Origin of the sequence: Ehrlichia ruminantium, from assembly GCF_009728835.1 — a bacterium.
Classification (GTDB): Bacteria; Pseudomonadota; Alphaproteobacteria; order Rickettsiales; family Anaplasmataceae; genus Ehrlichia; species Ehrlichia ruminantium_B.
Map to the genome: position 1 here is coordinate 1,023,010 of NZ_CP033455.1, position 21,905 is coordinate 1,044,914.

The following is a 21,905-nucleotide window of genomic DNA, read 5'->3' on the forward strand; positions in this document are numbered from 1 at the left end:
ATTGAAAGAGTGTTCTTAATTATAAGATATGAAAACAATGTTATTCTATCTCGAAGAAGAGTTAGAGTATAGTTGTATAGATTAGTTATTGTAGTTGATGTTACTGTAGTATATGTAAAGCTTTTTGTGTGTATTGGAATAGGTGTTAGCTTATGATCTTGGTCAATTTTAATTAAAAAGTATCTATAATAATAGGCCTTATCACAGCAATAAGTTATAGTGCTATGTACAAATATAACATAAGGCTATCTATTTTAAATATGCATTTTAGGATAAGATTACTTGAAAGTAAGACTAATCTATAAAATTCATTTTTTTCTTTTTGACATAGGATAATACTATTTTCATACCCTGTAATTAAGAATATTTTTCTAACTAAAATTGATCAAAATTATAAGTCACATTGATCCCAAGATAAATAAAAGAAGATTCCGTTACATTAAGAACATAAATAATAACACTGATCTCTAGAACTTAATTTCACCCTTTTTGACATAGGATAATACTATTTTCATACCCTGTAATTAAGAATATTTTTCTAACTAAAATTGATCAAAATTATAAGTCACATTGATCGCAAGATAAATAAAAGAAGATTCCGTTACATTAAGAACATAAATAATAACACTGATTTTTAGAACTTAATTTCACCCTTTTTGACATAGGATAATACTATCTTCATACCCCTATAATTAAGAATATTTTTCTAACTAAAATCGATTAAAACTATAAGTTAGATTGATCCCAAGATAAATAAAATAAGACTCAATTATTAGTAGCATCAACATAATAATACTGATCTATAAAACTTACTTTCACCTCTTTCTAACATAGAATAATACTGTTTCCATATCTCAAAATTAAGCCGCTCAAGATTATAAAGCTATACCTATTTTAACACAAATAATAAGATCCACCTATTCTAAAAACAATATTGATCATAACATTAATATCTAAAACCTATCCTAATCCCTTTCTTGAATAGAATAACACTACTCCTGTACTTAATAACCAGGAATATTTTTGTTCAAATAAACCCGACTAAGACCATAAACCATACTTATTTGAACACAAATAAATTAAAGTCTACCTATTCTAAAAACAATATTGATTATAACATTGATATCTAAAGCCTATCCTAATCCCTTTCTTGAATAGAACAACACTACTCCTGTATTTCAAACCAAGAATATTTTTGTTCAAATAAACCCGACTAAGACCATAAACCATACTTATTTTTAACACAAATAAATTAAGATCCACCTATTCTAAAAACAATATTGATCATAACATTGATATCTAAAGCCTATCCTAATTCCTTTCTTGAATAAAATAACACTACTCCTGTACTTAATACCAGGAATATTTTTGTTCAAATAAACCCGACTAAGACCATAAACCATACTTATTTGAACACAAATAAATAAGGCCCACTTATTCCAAAATAATATTGACTAATAACACTAGCTTCTAAAATTTAACTTTACTTTTTTTTGAGAGAGAATATGAATATTTTCATACTCTATCATTAACAATATACTTTCTAAATAAAATTACCCAAAACTATTAGCCATACTTATCCTAAGACAAATAACAAAGATTCACCATAAGGCAATACCAGCACAATATTGACGATGAAACCTATTTTAAACTGCTTATATGATTAACTAACCTTATTAATAACAAGATCATCATCTAATAAATCTACAATCAATTTATCACCTTCAGTTACCTGATTAGCAAGAATCAATTTTGCCAAATTATTTTGTATTTGCTGTTGTATTAATCTTTTTAAAGGCCTTGCTCCATATAAAGGATCATATCCATTATTCATTAACCATACCTTTGCATTTGAAGATAAAGTAATTTCTAATTTCCTTTGAGCAACAATTTTCTGCAATATAGAAAACTGGACATCAATAATCTTCTCAATATGTTCCTTAGTTAACCTATGGAATATAATAATCTCATCTAATCTATTTAAAAATTCTGGCCTAAAATGATGACGTAATACATCGTTAATAGACTGTTTCATTGACTCTTCACTCATATTCTCAGACTTATTATCTATTAATATTTCTTGCCCTAAGTTTGATGTCAAAACCAGTATTGTATTACGAAAATCTACTAACTTTCCATGACTATCAGTCAATCTTCCCTCATCCAATACCTGTAATAAAATATTAAAAATATCCCCATGAGCTTTTTCAATTTCATCAAATAATATTACCTGATAAGGCCTTCTCCTAACAGCTTCAGTCAACGCACCTCCTTGATCATATCCTACATATCCTGGAGGAGCTCCGATTAACCGTGAAACAGCATGCTTTTCCATAAATTCTGACATGTCAAATCTTAACAGCGCAGACTTATCACAAAATAAAAATTCAGCTAATGTCTTAACTAATTCAGTCTTACCTACTCCAGTTGGCCCAAGGAATAAAAAAGACCCTAATGGTTTTTGTGCATCTTGTACTCCTGCACGTGACCTTCGGACAGCATTACTTACTGCTCTAACAGCACTATCTTGCCCAATAACTGTTTTTCCTATTTCTTCCTCCATACGTAGCAACTTTTCTCGTTCGCTACTCATTATGTTTTCAATAGGTATACCTGTCCATTTCGATACAATACTTGCTATATCATGTTCTGTAATCTCCTTTTTAAAGAGACTACTTGTAAACTTCTCATGCTCCTTCAACTCCTTTTCAATTTCCGGAATGACGCCATACATCAACTCCCCAGCTTTTGCTAAATCACCAGACCTTTGTGCTCTTTCTAGATCACTCCTAGCAGTATCAAGTCTTTCCTTACATGCTTTCATCTTTGACATCTTCATTTTTTCTGCTTGCCACTTACTATTTAGCTCTGCTGACTGAACATCAAGTTTTCCTAGCTCTTCCTTCAATTGCAGTAACCGCTGTTTTGAAGATTCATCACTTTCTTTTTCTAATACTCCTATTTCAATTTTGAGTTGCATGATTTTTCTATCTAATTTATCAATGATCTCAGGTTTACTATCAATCTCCATTCTTGCACGACTTGCTGCTTCATCAATAAGGTCTATTGCTTTATCTGGTAAATACCTATCTGTAATATAACGTTGCGATAAAGTTACAGCAGCAATTATTGACCTATCAGGAATATGGATACCATGATGCCCTTCATATCTTTCTTTTAATCCACGCAACATAGAAATTGTATCATCACAACCTGGTTCTGCAATAAATATAGGTTGAAACCTCCTAGCAAGTGCTACATCCTTTTCTATATGATTCCTATACTCATCCAATGTTGTTGCACCTATACAATGTATTTCACCCCTAGCCAAAGCTGGCTTCAATAAATTCGATGCATCCATTGCCCCATCTGTTGCTCCAGCACCAACTAATGTGTGTAGCTCATCAATAAACAGTATAATACTACCATTAGAAGAAATAATTTCATTAACTACAGCTTTTAATCTTTCCTCAAATTCCCCTCTATACTTAGTTCCTGCAACAAGCATTCCAAGATCCAATGACATTATTTTCATATCTCGTAATCCAATTGGAACATCTCCCTTTACTATCTTATGTGCCAATCCTTCAATAATTGCTGTCTTACCGACACCAGGCTCCCCAATTAATACAGGGTTATTTTTTGTTCTTCGCAACAATACTTGTATCGTACGTCTAATTTCTTCATCTCTCCCAATAACCGGGTCTAATTTCCCTGCTCTAGCAACTTCAGTAACATCTTTAGCATATTTTTTAAGTGCATTGAATTTTTGCTCAGAATTTACAGTATCAGCTTTCGCACCATTACGCATATTCACTATCAATGATTCTAACTTTTGAGGAGTCACTCCATGCGCAATTAATATCTTAGAAACAGTAATATCTCTTACTATTGTCAGAGCTTGCAATAATCTCTCTACAGTAACATAGGAATCTTGATGTCTTTTTGCAAGACTAACAGCCTCTTGTAAAACTTGAGCCATTTCTTTTGATAAATGTATATGACCACTACCAGGACCACTCACAACAGGTAATTTATTTAAGGCTGACACAATATCACTATGTAACTTGTCTATACTACATCCACAAGAAGTAAGTAACACTTCAACAATTTCATCTTTATCATCTAACATTACCTTAAGTAGATGCTCAGGTAACAAAGACTGATGTCCTAATGCAACAGCTGAAGTTTGTGCCTGTACTATGAAATTTTTTGATATATCAGTAAATTTATTTAAATCCATAACTAACTTCGTTTTACAACTCTATACCAATTATATAAGCATTATTAAAAAAAATTAAAGATATGTTTATCATTTTATATTAATAAAGAATATTTGATTAATAACATTAACTAGAAACTAATTAATAACTAGGCAGACTCAATTACAAATAGTAACTACATATTACATAAACAACATATAAAAGGTACTGTACTAATCTATATTAATTTATTAATAAATACATCAAATATTATCAACACTGCTATAGATCACTATAGTAAGCTTAAAAATTCATACACTCTAATCATACCTATTACACTACAATTCATTACTACTTAACCAAGCATACGTATCGTTTATGAAGTCAATTGACAGTTTTCATGATTAAGATATTATAAACTAAAATATAGGTATCATATGGAGAAACAATTAGAAGGTAAAGTAGCAATAATTACAGGTGCATCTGAAAGAATAGGATCAGCTGTTGCACAAAGGTTTGCCAAAGAAGGTGCTTTACTTATTTTAGTAGCTAAAAACATTAATAAATTAAACACAGTATACGACTCCATAAAAGAACAAGGAGGAGACGCAATATTAGCACCTGTAGACTTGGAAGATTTTGATGGCATAAAAGATTTTGCTATGTCCATAGAAAACAGGTTTAAAAGCATAGATATATTGATATTAAATGCTGCAGTATTAGGAAATCTAAGTCCAGTGCAGGATTATGAATACAGTACATGGAATAGAATCATGAATATTAACTTCACAGCCAATTGGTACTTAATAAAATATTTTGATCCATTATTAAAACTTTCTCAAGCAGGTAGAGTAATTGCAACTACCTCTGAAGTAATACAATCACTTTCTAATTATCCATATTGGAGTCCATATGCATCAAGTAAAGCTGCATTAGAAACAATGATCAAAATATATGCAACAGAAACAAAACATAGCAAGTTATGCATTAATATGGTATATCCATCATTGATAGATAGTGGAGTATATATTAAGGCTTTCCCAACAAAAGATACTCCATCATCACTACTTCCAGAAGATTTTACAGATAAATTTGTTGAATTATCATCTAGTCAATGCAATGTAACAGGACAGGTCTATCAACTACCTTCTGCAGTTGGTATTAGGCCCTAGTCTATCATAATTTTATATTAGCTAAAACAACTGCAATTGGCACAGCTATTTCCTATATCATATATGAATGTTGTACATCTTTTGCATATTTAATAGAAAGTTTCTTTCTGATATTACAAGTAATTGTATATGCCTACCTAATCACAAAAAACCCTTAAGAATAATACGAAATACCTTATAAATTCAATTACAACCTACACCGACAACAACATGTAACAATTTGGCCCATTAATAAAGAAATAATACTCATATATACTTATTATATCATATAAGTACGTGCAATTAACTCTATTAAACTACAATTACAAAATAACTCATCTGCAATTTATATCACAACAATATGTAATAAATTCAACCAATTAAACAAAGAAATATATTTACACATACTCACCACATCATAATAAGTACGTGCAATTAACTCTATTAAACTACAATTACAAAATAACTCATCTGCAATTTATATCACAACAATATGTAATAAATTCAACCAATTAAACAAAGAAATATATTTACACATACTCACCACATCACAATAAGTACACACAATTAACTCTATTAGACTACAATTACAAAATAACTTACCTGCAATTTATATCACAACAATATGTAATAAATTCAATCAATTAAACAAAGAAATATATTTACACATACTTACCACATCATAATAAGTACGTGCAATTAACTCTATTAAACTACAATTACAAAATAACTCATCTGCAATTTATATCACAACAATATGTAATAAATTCAACCAATTAAACAAAGAAATATATTTACACATACTCATCACATCATAATAAGTACGTGCAATTAACTCTATTAGATTACAATTACAAAATAACTCATCTGCAATTTATATCACAACAATATGTAATAAATTCAATCAATTAACAAAAAAATATATTTATATATACTTACTACATCATAATAAGTACGTGCAATTAACTCTATTAAACTACAATTACAAAATAACTTACCTGCAATTTATATCACAACAATATGTAATAAATTCAATCAATTAACAAAAAAATATATTTATATATACTTACTACATCATAACAAACATGCATATATATGTTTATGAAACTGTACTCTACATAATATCTAAGTACTATATATAAAATTATGCAATCACTACATAAACAGAAATATTGCATATAAAAAACTCATAACATTTTACTATTTTAAATACATACAGAACTATGACATTCCTCAAAATCATAAGCTTATAAGATTAAGATTACCCACATAATAATAAAAAAACTTATTAAGCTTGATATTAACAAGGATATTACAAAGTATGGATAGTATTCCTATAAATGTTATTTAAACATACTCTATAAATATTAAAAGAAGCACATATTTACAAATACCTATCAATAGTCAAATACAAAAACCTCTACTACTTATACTGATATAACTATATATTCAGTATAACTACTAAACAATACCTATTGAATATAGACATAAACAAGATATAGAACTTAACTCTAAAGAGCAAATATAATGCAATCACAGGAGGAAGTTTTATACTTCCTCCATGATAACATAAAAGAGATATGAAGATTAGAAACCTCCCATGCCTCCCATGCCTCCCATGCCAGCACCACCAGCATTACCATCATCTTTAGATGGAATATCTACAACAATAGCATTAAGAGTCATAAATACTGCAGCAAGAGATACAGCAAAATCAAATGCTATACGCACTACCTTAAGTGGATCAATTACTCCAGAAGTAAATGCATTAGCAAAATTCATTGTGTCTACATTAAAGATAAGCTCCTTATCATTTTGTTTCAATAAATGAGCAATAACACATGGTGCATTTTCTGATCCAGAGTTTTTAATAATACGCTTAATAGGAGCTTGTAAAGCACGTTTTATAATGTTAATACCTAATTGTTCATCATCATTCTTACTTTTTAAGTTTTCAAGAGCCGACAATGTATATAATAATGCAGCACCACCACCTGGTACAACACCTTCTTCAACTGCAGCCCGAGTTGCATGAAGAGCATCTTCTACACGATCCTTACGCTCTTTAACTTCAACTTCACTAGAACCACCTACCTTTAATACAGCAACACCACCAGAAAGTTTTGCTAAACGTTCTCTCAGTTTTTCTTTATCATAATCTGAAGTAGAATTTTCAATTTGCATTTTAATCTGACAAATTCTACTTTGAACATTAGCAGAACTATTATCTACGCTACCAATAATAGTTGTAGTATCTTTTGTGATACGTATATTTTTAGCAGTTCCTAAGTCACATAAAGTCAAATCTTCCATCTTAATAGCAAGTTCATCATTTATTACGTGTCTAGCTCCAGTTAAAATAGCAATATCACCCAACATATCTTTTCTTCTATCTCCAAATCCTGGAGCTTTAACTGCTGCAACATGTAAACCACCACGTAATTTATTTAATACAAGTGTGCTAAGTGCCTCACCCTCTACATCCTCTGCAATAATTAAAAGAGGTCTACCTGATCTAGCAATATTTTCTAAGATTGGCAGTATAGGCTGTATTATATTAAGTTTTTTCTCTGTTAATAAAATATAAGGATTTTCAAACTCAACTAACATCTTTTCTGAGTTAGTAACAAAATAAGGAGAAAGGTATCCTCTATCAAATTGCATCCCATCAGTTTTCTCAACATCTAACTCTTTAAATCCTTTACTCTCTTCAACTGTAATAACGCCATCTCTACCTACTTCTTGAACACACTGTGCAATTTTAGTTCCTATATTCTTATCCCCATTAGCAGAGATAGTTGCAACTTGAGCAATTTCTTCTTCAGATAATATTTCACGCTTCATAGACATTAAAGCTTCTAACACTGCTTCTTTAGCTTTAAGTACACCTTCTTTAATACAAACAATATCCGCACCAGCAGCTTTAGCCTTAGATACTTCCTCAATAACTTTAGCAGTTAAAATAGAACATGTAGTTGTCCCATCACCAACTTTATCGTTACATTGAGAAGCACTTTGAGCAATGATATTAGCAATAGCAAGAGCCAATGGATCTTCTGGCTTTATACTTTTCATAACCTTATATCCATCTTTTGTGACTTCTGGTGCCCCGTAAGGTTTACTAATAGCCACAGTTAATCCCTTAGGACCAGCCGTACATCCTACTGCATCTTCTAAAATACGAACAACTTCTCTAATTGATTTATCTAGTTGCTCACCTGTTACAACCATATTTGCCATGTTTTTACCCCATTTATAATGAAAAAATTAACTAAAACCATCTTATACTTGAGCCATTGCAAAAAAACACATGTATATTACGGTTTAAATCCAATGCGATTTATTATACTTCTTTTGCTATTATATCACTTTCCTTCATGACTATATATTTCTTATCAGCAAACTCAATTTCGTTACCAGCCCACTGACGGTAAAATACTACATCACCTGCTTTTATAGTCATAGGAAGAATATTGCCATTACTATTGCAAGCTCCTGGACCAACAGCTACTACTTTACCTTTCGTAGGTTTCTTTTTTGCAGAATCAGGAAGCTGTATAGGAGAATTGCTAAGACTCTCTTCTAAAGCCTCAATCAAAACATTATCATGTAACATACTTAAATTCATACACTACCTCTGTAAAAATAAATTATCAGCAATGCTAGCTGAATAAAACCATATATAATATTAAGAAATCTAATTTCAAGTACCAGTCAAATATATTTTATCATACATACTATACAAATTTTTACAAGACCGAGAAGCATGTACAACTTAAGAATGTAAGCTTTTTATACACGGTAACGTTATTTAAGGTAATATATAAAAAATTAATTGACTTCACAACCTAAAAATCCTGATATTTAAACAATGAATTAAACAAAAGTCCATGAGCACGGAAGCAAAAAACAAAACTCAATATCTTGGACACAGAAAGAGAACAAGAAAAAAAATACTATCTGGTGGCAACAAAGGATTATTAGATTATGAAATATTAGAAGTAATTCTATACTGTGCCTATCCAAGACAAGATGTAAAACCACTTGCAAAAAGGCTAATTAAACATTTTGGAAGTTTCGGAAAAGTATTTTTTGCTGACCCTAATCAATTAAAAGAAGTACCAGGTGTAGGAGAAGTGTCAGCATCTATAATTCTTTGCATTAAAGAAGCATTAGGCAGAATTTTACGTGAAGAGATAAATGATGGTATTATTATTAACCAATGGCAGAAACTAATAGAATATCTAAGAATAAAAATAGGTAATGGTAGTATAGAAAACTTTCATATATTATATCTCAATACAAAATACAAACTCATCGCAGATGAAATACAAGACGTAGGTACTGTTAACCAAACTCCCATATATATTCGAGAAGTAATAAAGAAATCTTTACTACTAGGTGCAACTTCTATCATTATTGCACACAATCACCCAAGTGGTGATGCTAAACCTTCCAAAGCAGATATTGAAATTACCAATCAACTAGCTTCTGCATGTAATAATATGGGTATCATATTAGTAGATCATGTAATTGTAACATCAAATAACCACTACAGTTTTAAAACCCATAACTTACTATAGTCATTCATAGCTCACTTACTAACCACAATGTTAAACCCTAGAATTATAACTAACTAACTCTACATAGAACTATGACATTAATAGACTATATAACTGTAATCTCCAATGAAACATTATAAACAAAGTATACAACCTACTTAATCATAACAAAAAAACTATATACCCCCCCCTTTTTTTTATATACAAGTAATAAGTAGGACTAATACTACTATTATTTAACAGGAACAAAAGCTTAATTTACTAGAAACTATAAAATATACAAATTAAGAGTTATAACTTATTAATATAAAAAACTACATATCCCCTAATACATTAAGGTAACTAAATAACACCAACACTGTTATTACTCACAGCAGCAAAAGTTCCATTTATTAGAAAATATGAAATACTATTAAAGAAAATAGATAACTTACTACTACCAAAAATTACATATCTCTTACTTCTATATAGGTTATAAAAACAGTACTAACATTGTTATTACTCACAGTAACAAAAGTTCCATTTATTAGAAACATGAAATACTATTAAATAAAATACATAATTTGCTACTACCAAAAATTACATATCTCTCACTTCTATATAGGTTACAAAAACAGTACTAACACTGTTATTACTTACAGCAGCAAAAGTTTCATTTATTAGAAACATGAAATACTATTAAATAAAATACATAATCTGCTACTACCAAAAATTACATATCTCTTACTTCTATATAGGTTATAAAAACAGTACTAACATTGTTATTACTTACAGCAGAAAAAGTTCCATTTATTAGAAAATATGAAATACTATTAAATAAAATACATAATTTGCTACTACCAAAAATTACATATCTCTTACTTCTATACAGGTTATAAAAACAGTACTAACACTGCTATTACTCACAGTAACAAAAGTTTCATTTATTAGAAACATGAAATACTACTAAAGAAAATAGATAACTTACTACTACCAAAAATTACATATCTCTTACTTCTATACAGGTTATAAAAACAGTACTAACACTGCTATTACTCACAGTAACAAAAAAACCTATTTATTAAAAACTATGAAAATATTTCACAGCATTGCAAAAAATTTTCATTCCATCACCATAAATAGGATAAGGTATATTAGCACGTAAGCATTGTTCTTTAATTTGAGCCCAATTATCTTGCTGCAAGCAAAACACTGCTCTTTCTGGATGTGGCATCATTATTAGTATTCTTCCATTATTGGCTGATAATGCTGCTATATCACATATCGACCCATTTGGATTATCCGGAAATTCTTGATTTGCAAGATCACCTTTATCTGTTACATACTGTAATGCAATTTTATCTTTAATAGACAAATTAACAGCACTTTCCTCAAAAAAGAATCTTCCCTCTCCATGCGCAATTGGAATGTATAACGTATCTAATCCATTCAACCATATTGAATTACTTGACGAATTTATTTTAACTTTCACCCACCTACATTGATACTGCTTAATAGAGTTATTTAAAAGAGTAACACATGAAAAATCCGATATTAATCTCATCAATATCTGACATCCATTACATACACCCAGAACTAATTTATCTTCAGTAAGAAATTCTTCTATTTCTTCTTTCAAATTATTTAATATTCTTAACGCAAAAGCATTACCAGCACCAGTATCATCACCATAAGAAAAACCACCAGGAATCACAAGGACATTATAACTTTTCAGTAATTTAGGATTTGACACAATTTCATTAATATGTACTATCTTGCCTTGTACATTACATGACAATAATTCTCCAGCTTTTAAAAAAGCAAACATGGTTTCTTCTTCACAGTTTAAACCATATCCAGATAAAACAATTACATTCATTCCTTAATTTACAACAAGTATATAAAACTTTAGATTAACATAAAAAGTAAATTCTTGAACTTTCTTTATACAAAAAATTAGACCATTAGATATAACAGTCACATATAGAATAAAGATAGGATAATATACAAGCACAGTATAATTGTATTAAGAATATATCACTACAAATCAGTATGTATTGAACTATAAATATACCTTCAAAATCACTAATATTTTTTACTAGCACACTCAATTAGAAACCCTATAATATTCATTAAAACAATACCCTAGCATTCATAGATTAGATAGTACATTACTTCATAAATGTATGGCCTCATATTCATCTTGCCATGCAATTTCACCAAAAATTCTATCTCTATCTGAGTAAGTTCCCTAATACCATTATGTGGCTTGACACCTACTTTATATCTTTTACTTGAAACATAACATAAGATTATATTGTGATTATATGACTATTAGTAAATAACAAACACAAATTATTCATCATCTAACATAAAAGATGTATATTACATTCACAGTAGTCACATAATGCATACACAAAATTCACATATCTCCTTTTTAAGGGCAGTAATCTACTCCCTAAGATAAAAAAACCTTGATCCAATATTACTTATTATTAACACAAATAATTTTGTACTATCACAACTACACAATATAACACTAAGCTAAATTATAGAATCAGTACTACTATCTTAATTTAGTATACACATTGCCTATTTATAATAATATAAGTTCACTTTATATCTTCAACTATTAAAACAAGCAGTCACTATTAAACATTAAAGATGTAACACTTGATTTATATACAAGAACATTACAGCTAATAAAACAAGTTTATCCAAAATTTATCTTCAACTATTAATACAACGTAGTTATTGCTAATATTCATAGTATAAAATTTAATCTACACACTAAGAACATTCTTATCAATAAATTAACATAATCCTGATTTTAAAAATCTATACCTCGCTACTAACATAAACAGTTATACTAGCGTTATAAAGATGTGTAATACTTCATTTATTACAAAAACATTACGGCTAATTAATAATACAAATTTATCTAAAAAACCTATCTTCAACTAATACAACGTAGTTATTGCTAGTATTCATAGTATAAAATTTAATCTACACACTAAGAACATTCTTATCAATAAATTAACATAATCCTGATTTTAAAAATCCATACCTCACTACTAACATAAACAGTTATACTAGCGTTATAAAGATGTGCAACATTTGATTTATATATAAAAATGCCACTATTAACAACTCATATTTAGTAGATCTTGTACTACTAATATAACTAAGGAAAATTACACAGAACCACAGATAGATAATGTTTATATTAACGTAACTATATTGACAATTTCAAAAGAGTAGTAGCATAATTAACCATTCGTCACTTTTTAACATATCTTTTTCATGAAGAAGTATGATGTAGTAGTAATAGGGGGAGGTCATGCTGGATGTGAAGCTGCAGCTGCAGCTGCTCGCATTGGGGCACAAACTTTACTTATTACCCATTCTATATCCACAATTGGAGAAATGTCCTGCAATCCAGCTATCGGTGGTATTGCAAAAGGTACAGTGGTAAGAGAAGTTGATGCGTTAGATGGATTGATGGGCAAAGTCATCGATAATGCTAGCATACATTCTATTACACTCAACAGAAGTAAAGGACCAGCAGTATGGGGGCCAAGAGCACAAGCTGACAGAGCTCTATATAAACGTGCAATGCAAGGTTATATACTAAATTATAAAAATCTAACAGTTTTAGAAGCATCAGTAGAGAATTTTACCATAACAAATACTCAAGGAGGTCCTACTGTTGAATCCATTATCACTGCAGATCAGCAAATTATATATACTAAGAAACTAATATTAACTACTGGTACATTTTTACAGGGCACCATCCACATAGGAGATTATAATACTCCAGCAGGTAGATTAAATGAACAGTCATCCATTGGATTAGCAAAAACATTAGCATCATATAACTTTAAATTAGGTAGATTACGTACTGGTACACCTCCACGACTCGACAGAAACAGCATTAATTTCTCAGAATTACAAGAACAGAAAGGAGATATACCACCCTCACCTTTTTCTTATATGTCACAATCAATAGATCTACCACAAATATCCTGTTACTTAACTGCAACTAATACTAAAACACATGAAGTTATTAAAAACAATTTACACAAAGCTGCAGCTAATAACCTATTAAAAGACATCAAAGCACCAAGATATTGTCCATCTATAGAAGAAAAAGTAAGAAGATTCTCGGGACGCAATAGTCATCAAGTATTTCTTGAACCAGAAGGATTAGATTCCGATCTCATATACCCGAATGGTATTACAACTTCATCTCCACTTGATGTACAGCAAGCAATGCTTCAAACTATACTAGGTTTAGAGAATGTAAAGATAGTAAGAAGTGGCTACAGTGTTGAGTACAATTTTATTGATCCAAGAGAATTATTCCATACTTTAGAAACAAAAAAAATAAGTGGACTATATTGTGCAGGACAAATAAACGGCACTACTGGATATGAAGAAGCAGCTGGTCAAGGCATTATTGCAGGAATTAACGCAGCGCTTTCTCTTGATTCAAATTATGAACCATTCATACTAAAACGAAGCGATGCATATATTGGTGTTATGATAGACGACTTAGTAACATTAGGAACATCCGAACCATACAGGCTTTTTACATCAAGAGCAGAATATAGATTGAGGTTACGATCTGACAATGCAGACTTACGATTAACAGAACTTGGTTACAAAATCTCAGCTGTATCACCTAAAAGATATCTTACTCTAAACCGTAAGAAAGAACAGATAGATACATTAACAAATATATTAAAAGAAACAGTCGTTTCACCAACACAACTTATTCATTACGACATATATGTATCACAAGACGGTACCAAAAGGAGTGCTTTTGACCTACTCAGTCATCAAAATATCAACATGGAAGTTTTATCGAGAATATGCAGTTCAATAAAAAGTTACGACAAAAGCATTACACAACAAGTAGAAATTGAAGCAAAATATACTCCTTATTTTATAAAACAAGAAATAGATATTAAGTCTTTTATAGAAGAAGAAAATACACATATTCCTTGCGACATAGAATTTTCAAAAATCCATGGACTATCAACAGAAATACAAGAAAAACTACAATATATGAAACCACCTTCTATAGGATCTGCAAGACGTATACCAGGTGTAACCCCAGCAGCAATCACTAATATTCTTTTGTATTTACGTTACTATAAAAATAAAAAGATTTCCTAAGTATAGTTATTAGAAATATTCATGCATATAGTGTATGTAAAATTACCTCCTACAGTACTAAAATATTTTATTGATTCAGCTAATTTATATGACTTATAGCAACCAAAAATATAGCTTTTATAGTATACTACACATATACTATTAACACATACGTATAATGTAAGTACATACTACACAAATCACCTATATCTCTAGACACTACGTTTACACATTCAAAAACATCAATACTCAGTAACATGTATATTAATAGGTACAATGTTGAGAATATATAATAAATATATACAGACTAATGTACTATATATAAAACGTTATACACAATACCACTCTCAATATTATAACAATACACCCCCTTTAATCCTAAATCTTAGAACATAATTCACTACACTAGATATTATGTTCACAAACTCAAAACCCTAATACTTAACATATGTATTAATTAGGTACAATATTGAGAATATATAATAGATATATACAAACTAATGTACTATATATAGAACATTATACACAATACCACTTTCAATATTATAACAATACACCCCCTCTAATCCTAAATTTTAGAACATAATTCACTACACTAGATATTATGTTCACAAACTCAAAACCCTAATACTTAACATATGTATTAATTAGGTACAATATTGAGAATATATAATAATATATACAGACTAATGTACTATATATAAAACGTTATACACAATACCACTCTCAATATTATAACAATACACCCCCTTTAATCCTAAATTTTAGAACATAATTCACTACACTAGATATTATGTTCACAAACTCAAAACCCTAATACTTAACATATGTATTAATTATGTATAATGTTGAGAATATATAATAGATATACACAAACTCATGTACTATATATAGAACATTATACACAATACCACTCTCAATATTATAACAATACACCCCCTCTAATCCTAAATTTTAGAACATAATTCACTACACTAGATATTATGTTCACAAAATCAAAACCCTAATACTTAGCACATGCAATTAATTATGTATAATGTTGAGAATATATAATAATATATACAGACTAATGTACTATAAAAACGTTATACTTAATGCCATTCTCAATATTATAACAATACACCCCCCCTTAATCCTAAATCTTAGAACATAATTCACTATATCAGATATTACATTTACAAATTAAAAAAATATCAATACTAGATCATACTACCAATAGGTATAGTATTATTGATACGCATAATACATGCAGACTTAATAATAACAGATTCTATAACAAAAAAATCTTTGGTGTACTTAATTCCTTTAACTAGACTACCATCTGTGATACCTGTAGCTACAAATATTGAATCAGATTTTACCATCTCCTCTATACAATAAATTTTATCTATATCACTAATTCCAAACTTCTTTGCTCTTGCTTTTAATTGATCTGTATTAATAATAAGACGACCTTCAATATATCCTCCTGTTGACAACAATGCAGCCGCTGCAAGCACACCCTCCGGAGCACCACCAATACCAACATATAAATCATGATGTCCTTGTCCTAAAGAAACTACAGTTGAAATATCCCCATCATCTATAAGTTTTATACGTGCCCCACATTGCCTAATATTTCTAATTAATTCTAAATGTCTTTCTCTATTCAATACTGCAACCACCAAATCACTAATGTTGCATTTTTTTATCTCTGCTAAATTACATAAATTAGTTCTTATATCATACCGCAATGACACTACTCCCTTAGGGACATCAGATCCAACAGCAATTTTTTCCATATAAACATCAGGAGCATTTAAAAATCCTCCCTTTTCTGTCACTGCAAGAACAGACATTGCTCCATCTTTATAATGTGCACATATAGTGGTTCCTTCAAGTGGATCAAGTGCAATATCAAGTTCAATACCACCAAGACCAACCTTTTCTCCAATATACAACATAGGAGCATTATCTCTCTCACCCTCTCCTATTACAACAGTACCACTAATATCTAAAGAATTTAACGATTTACGCATAGCATCAACTGCAACCGCATCTGCTTTTTTCTCATCACCTATACCTAAACACTTATAAGAAGCTACAGCAGCAGCTTCAGTAACTGACAGCAACTTAAAACATAAATCTTGCATCATTTAACTCATACAGCATAACAACAAAAAAACTATAATATTATATAAATACCATTTATAGCAACTTATCATAATATTTTTCACTACTATAATTATACCATTAATATCAAGCACAATTATCATATTCCAGCATCAGTTAATTAGTACCAATGTAGTATGATAAGAACCGTAAATCTAAAAAAATAACTATTTGACATATCTAGTGATGATTAAACAAATAATTATTACTATGCTGACATAAGATATACAAATCCATCATAAACAACAACACAACTCCTACAGCATAAATTTATAATATATTTTTATTTATTATTGGCATAAAGAAATTCCCAACTTTATCAAAACTATTAATTATTAGTTAACAAGAATTTTACATTGCTAAACCTGTGATAGTGTACTACTATACTTGCTAAGTAAACAAGATTACAAAAAATATCAACATTGAAACTTAGTAGGTATATGTGACAATACGGAAAGCACTTTTAATTATATTATTATGTTTTGGTTGTACACAAAAACCAGCACCATATTTTCTAAAAGGTGAAGAATTTCATGGGAATAGGAAATTAGAAGAAGCTGATGAGTATCATCTTGTAAAGTACAAAAACCAGGAAACTAATAAATCAGAAAAAACTTCACAGGTTAATAAAACAACTAGTATAGCACCATCTACTAAACAAGAATGTGTTTTTATTACACCTATCGAAGGAATTATTACTTCAAAATTTCTCACAGATAACCAAGATCAAAATTGTAATAAAGGAATAATTATAAAATCAAACAGTGAGCAACAGGTAAAAGCATCAGCTGGTGGGAAAATACTATATACAGGTCATGGATTAAAACAACATGGTAATGTAGTAATAATAGAACACAATAGAAACACAATTACTATATATTCTTATTTAAGTACTGTACATGTCAAAGTCGGAGATAGAGTCACACAAGGACAACCTATAGGATCCATCACAACAGACGACAATACCATAACACAGGATAACATAGCTTATTTATGTTTTTCCATGCGAAAACATGGCAAATCTGTAGACCCATTATCATATATCAATTGTAAGTCATTACAATAATTTTGCCTATTCAGTATCACTAAACAGTCAACTTTAAATATAAAACAATTCAAGCCACACAATCAAAATGTACAATATAGTCTTAACTATAACATATTTTCCAAAACATAATATACAATCTATACTAACCTAAATAACTAACTGAAAACCATTAGTAATTGTACATACGTAGTAACACTTAATTCAACATCAGATGTAAAACAATTCAAGCCATACAATCAAAATGTACAATAGAGTCTTAACTATGACATATTTTCCAAGGCATAATACACAATCTATACTAACCTAAATAACTAACTCAAAACCATTAGTAACTGTACATACGTAGTAACACTTAATTCAACATCAGATGTAAAACAATTCAAGCCATACAATCAAAATGTACAATAGAATGGTAACTACTATTTATCTTCCAAAACATAATCCATAATACACAAAACCCATATCAATCTATAAAATATATTAATTAATACATTAGCTTCTATATTATAGGGTATGTTATATCAAGCAATTTTTACATTATAGATTATAGCTGATTGAAATATATTACTATTAAAATTATATATACAACTACTAAAGCAAAATAAGCACACTTTTTCACATTTAATGTTAAAACATCATTTAATTATTACACACTAAATAACCATAATATCTACTAAACAGTTTCTTCATAAAATACAAAAGCTTATCTTTCACAAATATAAAGTAGTTTTAAACATATTACCTAACAAACTAATATAGAACATTTTTATAACCATATACAATACCCTCACTTAGTGAACAACCAAATTAAAGTGACGTATAGACTACTATACCCTTCAAGATATAGAACCATCCATTGCAGTAATTTTTTATTGATTATACTTATAAATGCGCATTAGGATATAGGTATTCCACCTCTATATAGGTCACTCTATTTATAACCGTTAATAAATACAAAATACCTGTTTATCAGCTCAACCTCTAGTTTGGATATTTACCTAATAATTTTACGAAGACATAAATTCTGAAAGTTGAGCCTGTTATAAAATGATTACACAGAAAGTATTTTTAATAATGTACCTAACACTTAAATTACAGTTTGTCAGTTATTATCCCACATTCTAACATAAATATGTACTTATTAAATAGAATCACAGTTACCGTATACCCAGTTTAATATCAAGATTATGTAACACAATATTAATTACCGACATTTTTTTCACTATTTTTCTATACTACTTTGATTAAATCCCAATATTTACACAATTACCTTATATTTATTACAGCGTAACTATATAAATTAAGACTACCTGTAAAAGACCATTAAAATACTATAACATCTTTCTATAAGCTAAGTATTTTAAGTAAGTTGTTAGTTTACTCTTTAACAGCTATACCATATGCTCTAGAAATCTATAATGTCACATGAGCCAATTTAGCACGTTTCTTTGCATATATAAGGTAAATATTCAATTATATTAAAAGATACATATTAACAATATCAGACAATTTACAGATATTTGTAATTTTAACTATAGTAGTTTTATTTTTTATATGTAAATAAAAAAACTAATTAGATTATTAATTTATATAATTAATAACCTAACAAATCATAAAACAATATAATCTTCAAGTATATATTCTAATATGGCACAACTGATAAGATTAAAAAACATACCACAACTAAACTATCGATATACAAATCAATTACTAACTAATATTAATAGCAAGTAAGAGAAAATCAATACATTTATTGTAAATTCTTATTCATTACAAGATTAAGGTCGCAAATGCCAGAATATGTATCAGAAAGAAGAGCAATAAAAATATTATTTTCTTACTGGAACGAGCTACGTGCTGATAAAGCTTTTCCTAGCATAGAAGAAATAGATCCTGAAGAGATTACAGATATTTGGCCTTATTGTTTCATTATTGAAGTAAGAGAAAACAGTGAAGAAAAATACCATTGCACTTACATAGGTGAAGCAGCCAAAGACCTATACAAATCAGACATTAAAGTATATGCTGAGTCTCAAAATATCAAACTATTTTTCCCACAAGTTATAGAAAATTTATTTGATTATCTAGAATCAGTATTAGAAAATCAAGAACCAATAATAGATGAATCAGAAACTGAAGGTGCTGACGGAAACTATATTAAAATAAGAGAATGTCTACTACCTCTTGGAAATAATGGTAAAATAACCCACATCATTGGAGTAATAGGAGGAAGAATATACTACTAAACCTTCGTACAAATTTGCCAACCATACATTAGAAAACACAATAGTTGATAACTATAAATATTAAAAAAAAATTAATTGACTATTTTGCTAATGTTGAATACCATTCTTTACCTAATGAGAGCAAGGTAGGTACTATTTATCTTAAGTTACTTTAGTACAATAGGTTGTTTATGAGGTTTTTCTTACATGATATGTCAAAAGTCAGTATATCTCTTCTTGGAATCGCGTTAGGTACATTTAGTATTACAAATAAAGCTTTTAAGAAGGGGTTATCTACGTATCTAAGAAACAACAATTTTGTTACTCATGATGATCTAGAGTCTTTGAATAACTCAATTAAAGAGATAATGTTAAAACAAGAAAAAATCGAAGAACAATTATCACAAAAATAAACATGAGTATTTCAATAAGACATGACTGGCAATTACCTGAGGTATTGGAGCTTTTTAACCTTCCATTCAATGATCTAATACTGAATTCTCACTTAATACATAGGCAATTTTTCAGTAGTAATGAACTACAAGTTGCTGGTTTGTTAAACATTAAGACCGGTGGTTGCCCAGAAAATTGTAAATACTGTTCACAAAGTGCTCACTATAAGACACCACTACAAAAAGAAAATTTACTCAATATCGAAACTATAAAGGAAGCAATAAAAAAAGCCAAAGCTAGTGGAATTGACAGATTTTGTTTCGCAGCAGCTTGGCGTCAAATAAGAGATAGAGATATAGAATATATTTGTAGTATTATCAATTTAATAAAGAGTGAAAACTTAGAAAGTTGTGCTTCACTAGGAATGGTCACTTTAAAACAAGCAAAAAAATTAAAGGACGCAGGCTTAGATTTCTATAACCATAATATTGATACTTCACGTGATTTTTATCATAACGTCACTACCACACGTAGTTATGACGACAGATTATCAAGTTTAAACAACATTAATGAAGCAGAAATTAATATATGTTCTGGTGGCATTTTAGGACTTGGAGAAAGTATAGAAGACAGAGCAAAAATGTTATTAACTTTAGCAAATTTAAAAAAACATCCAAAATCTGTACCTATTAACAGGTTAGTTCCAATAAAAGGAACACCCTTTGAGAGTAATACCAAAATAGACAATATTGATTTCATCAGAACCATTGCTGTAGCTCGTATTCTAATGCCAGAGTCATATGTACGCCTTGCCGCAGGAAGAGCAAGTATGTCAGATGAGATGCAAGCACTATGTCTATTTGCAGGAGCAAATTCTATATTTCATGGAGAAAAATTGCTTACAACTCCTAATGCAGATCGCAATGATGACAAAAATTTACTGTCAAAGCTCGGAGTAAAAACAAAACAAGCTGTTTTCTTCGACTAATAAATTATCTATTTACTATGCCTAATTCATCACATATAATAGCACG

Annotated in this window: 12 protein-coding genes; 7 read left to right on the top strand and 5 right to left on the bottom strand. The window is 29.4% G+C overall.

Going from position 1 to position 21,905, the window contains the following annotated elements; genetic code table 11:
- Nucleotides 1–1,663: 1,663 nt before the first annotated feature.
- Nucleotides 1,664–4,243 (bottom strand): ATP-dependent chaperone ClpB, encoded by a 2,580-nt coding sequence (clpB, locus tag EDL80_RS03560; protein WP_158406808.1) that lies wholly within the window; start codon nt 4,241–4,243, stop codon nt 1,664–1,666.
- Between the two features lie 396 nt (nt 4,244–4,639).
- Here clpB and EDL80_RS03565 point away from each other — a divergent pair, with 396 nt between their 5' ends.
- Nucleotides 4,640–5,374 (top strand): SDR family NAD(P)-dependent oxidoreductase, encoded by a 735-nt coding sequence (locus tag EDL80_RS03565; RefSeq protein WP_158406809.1) that lies wholly within the window; start codon nt 4,640–4,642, stop codon nt 5,372–5,374.
- Nucleotides 5,375–6,940: 1,566 nt separating this feature from the next.
- Here the strand turns inward: EDL80_RS03565 and groL are convergent.
- Nucleotides 6,941–8,593: a chaperonin GroEL gene (gene groL / locus EDL80_RS03570; protein WP_158406810.1), complete on the bottom strand. Its 1,653-nt coding sequence runs from the start codon at nt 8,591–8,593 to the stop codon at nt 6,941–6,943.
- Nucleotides 8,594–8,696: 103 nt separating this feature from the next.
- The gene (locus tag EDL80_RS03575) at nt 8,697–8,981 is read right to left on the bottom strand and encodes a co-chaperone GroES (RefSeq protein ID WP_158406811.1); all 285 of its coding nucleotides are present in this window, start codon (nt 8,979–8,981) and stop codon (nt 8,697–8,699) included.
- Nucleotides 8,982–9,243: 262 nt separating this feature from the next.
- On the opposite strand from EDL80_RS03575, the gene radC reads away from it, so the two are divergent.
- The gene (gene radC, locus EDL80_RS03580) at nt 9,244–9,936 is read left to right on the top strand and encodes a RadC family protein (RefSeq protein WP_158406812.1); all 693 of its coding nucleotides are present in this window, start codon (nt 9,244–9,246) and stop codon (nt 9,934–9,936) included.
- A gap of 1,039 nt (nt 9,937–10,975) precedes the next feature.
- On the opposite strand, the gene EDL80_RS03585 is transcribed toward radC, so the two are convergent.
- Complete coding sequence (locus EDL80_RS03585) at nt 10,976–11,773, bottom strand: phosphoribosylformylglycinamidine synthase subunit PurQ (RefSeq protein ID WP_158406813.1); 798 nt, start codon at nt 11,771–11,773, stop codon at nt 10,976–10,978.
- 1,424 nt (nt 11,774–13,197) lie between these two features.
- On the opposite strand from EDL80_RS03585, the gene mnmG reads away from it, so the two are divergent.
- Entirely contained in the window at nt 13,198–15,075 is a 1,878-nt protein-coding gene (gene mnmG, locus EDL80_RS03590; protein ID WP_158406814.1) for a tRNA uridine-5-carboxymethylaminomethyl(34) synthesis enzyme MnmG, read from the top strand.
- A 1,178-nt stretch (nt 15,076–16,253) separates the two neighbouring features.
- Here mnmG and glpX read toward each other — a convergent pair.
- The gene (gene glpX / locus EDL80_RS03595) at nt 16,254–17,186 is read right to left on the bottom strand and encodes a class II fructose-bisphosphatase (RefSeq protein WP_158406815.1); all 933 of its coding nucleotides are present in this window, start codon (nt 17,184–17,186) and stop codon (nt 16,254–16,256) included.
- Nucleotides 17,187–17,647: 461 nt separating this feature from the next.
- Between glpX and EDL80_RS03600 the strand changes: the two genes are divergently transcribed.
- From EDL80_RS03600 to bioB, 4 genes are all read left to right on the top strand, one after another.
- Nucleotides 17,648–18,271, top strand: coding sequence for a murein hydrolase activator EnvC family protein (locus EDL80_RS03600; protein WP_158406816.1), 624 nt, complete (start codon nt 17,648–17,650; stop codon nt 18,269–18,271).
- Between the two features lie 1,772 nt (nt 18,272–20,043).
- Nucleotides 20,044–20,499, top strand: a complete 456-nt coding sequence (locus tag EDL80_RS03605) for a PAS domain-containing protein (protein ID WP_158406817.1) — start codon at nt 20,044–20,046, stop codon at nt 20,497–20,499.
- Between the two features lie 170 nt (nt 20,500–20,669).
- Nucleotides 20,670–20,891, top strand: coding sequence for a hypothetical protein (locus tag EDL80_RS03610; RefSeq protein WP_158406818.1), 222 nt, complete (start codon nt 20,670–20,672; stop codon nt 20,889–20,891).
- A gap of 2 nt (nt 20,892–20,893) precedes the next feature.
- Entirely contained in the window at nt 20,894–21,859 is a 966-nt protein-coding gene (gene bioB / locus EDL80_RS03615) for a biotin synthase BioB (protein WP_158406819.1), read from the top strand.
- The last annotated feature ends 46 nt before the right edge of the window (nt 21,860–21,905 follow it).

Coding starts and splice junctions, on each gene's coding strand:
- EDL80_RS03605 (WP_158406817.1), top strand. CDS start 20,044: ATGCCAGAATATGTATCAGAAAGAAGAGCAATAAAAATATTATTTTCT.
- mnmG (WP_158406814.1), top strand. CDS start 13,198: ATGAAGAAGTATGATGTAGTAGTAATAGGGGGAGGTCATGCTGGATGT.
- groL (WP_158406810.1), bottom strand. CDS start 8,593: ATGGCAAATATGGTTGTAACAGGTGAGCAACTAGATAAATCAATTAGA.
- EDL80_RS03575 (WP_158406811.1), bottom strand. CDS start 8,981: ATGAATTTAAGTATGTTACATGATAATGTTTTGATTGAGGCTTTAGAA.
- glpX (WP_158406815.1), bottom strand. CDS start 17,186: ATGCAAGATTTATGTTTTAAGTTGCTGTCAGTTACTGAAGCTGCTGCT.
- radC (WP_158406812.1), top strand. CDS start 9,244: ATGAGCACGGAAGCAAAAAACAAAACTCAATATCTTGGACACAGAAAG.
- bioB (WP_158406819.1), top strand. CDS start 20,894: ATGAGTATTTCAATAAGACATGACTGGCAATTACCTGAGGTATTGGAG.
- EDL80_RS03585 (WP_158406813.1), bottom strand. CDS start 11,773: ATGAATGTAATTGTTTTATCTGGATATGGTTTAAACTGTGAAGAAGAA.
- EDL80_RS03565 (WP_158406809.1), top strand. CDS start 4,640: ATGGAGAAACAATTAGAAGGTAAAGTAGCAATAATTACAGGTGCATCT.
- clpB (WP_158406808.1), bottom strand. CDS start 4,243: ATGGATTTAAATAAATTTACTGATATATCAAAAAATTTCATAGTACAG.
- EDL80_RS03610 (WP_158406818.1), top strand. CDS start 20,670: ATGAGGTTTTTCTTACATGATATGTCAAAAGTCAGTATATCTCTTCTT.